This window comes from Alcanivorax sp. HI0083, assembly GCF_001635175.1.
This window is the reverse complement of record NZ_LWFX01000301.1, coordinates 1-937: the sequence shown is the minus strand read 5'-3', so window position 1 is coordinate 937 and position 937 is coordinate 1. Positions and strand designations below refer to the sequence as shown.

At 57.5% G+C, this 937-nt stretch carries 1 protein-coding gene; it reads left to right on the top strand.

All coding sequences use genetic code 11. The features are described from left to right. Positions 1 to 153: 153 nt before the first annotated feature. Positions 154 to 937 (top strand): LysR family transcriptional regulator (locus A3754_RS03200; protein ID WP_063518832.1); only part of this gene is annotated, 784 nt, incomplete at its 3' end.

Below are 937 nucleotides of genomic sequence, written 5' to 3'. Positions count from 1 at the left end.
CGAACGAGCGTTGCTGAGCGAATCCGTGCCTTGCTCTGTGCCACCTTCCCCCTTTGCTCGCTATGCCGGGCTCCATGTGCAGGCAGGTGATAGCCTGAATCTGCAGTTCGCCACCAGCCCCGCGGTGCCCGCGCCGGCGGAGGAGGCTGGCTGATGGGTTTTTCCAACCGGGATTTCACTCTGCTGGACACGCGCCTGTTCAAGGCCTTTATGGCGGCGGCAGAAACACGCAGTTTTACCCATGCGGCCACGCGGGCTCACATGACGCAATCTGGCGTGAGTCAGCATATTGCCAAGCTGGAAGAGCAGATTGGGGTCACCTTGTTCAAGCGGATCGGCAAGAAGGTGGTGCTCACCGATGCGGGCGATGCGTTGACCCAGTACATTCGGCATCAGATGCTCACTACCCAGCAGTTCATGGATGAAGTGCATGCCATGGAAACCCGGATTGTGGGGCTGGTGTCCTATGCCATGCCGCCCAGTTGTCTGATGTCACCGCATTTTCCCATGTTGCTGGAGCGGCGCCTGGCGCACCCGGATATCGAGTTGAAAATTACGCTCACATCCACCCAGGACGTGGTGCAGATGGTGCTGGATGACCGGGCCGATTTTGGTTTCGTGACGGAAAAAAATGACCACCCTCTGCTGGAATACCGGTTGTTCTGTCAGGAAGAATATGTGCTGGTAAGCCGTGACCCGCCTGATGGCAAGCGGCCCAGTGAAAGCGTGATACTGGAGCAGGCGTTCATCAATTATCCCGGCTCAGGGTATTACTATGATCGCTGGCTCAAGCATGCTCTGCCGGAGCGCTGTAACCTGAATGCCTATTCGTTGACCTATGCCGGGGAAATTAACTCAATTCACGGTGCCATTGATATGGTGGTGGGCGGCCTGGGTGTGGCGGTGCTGCCCAGCCATTGCGTTGCTTCACAGCTGG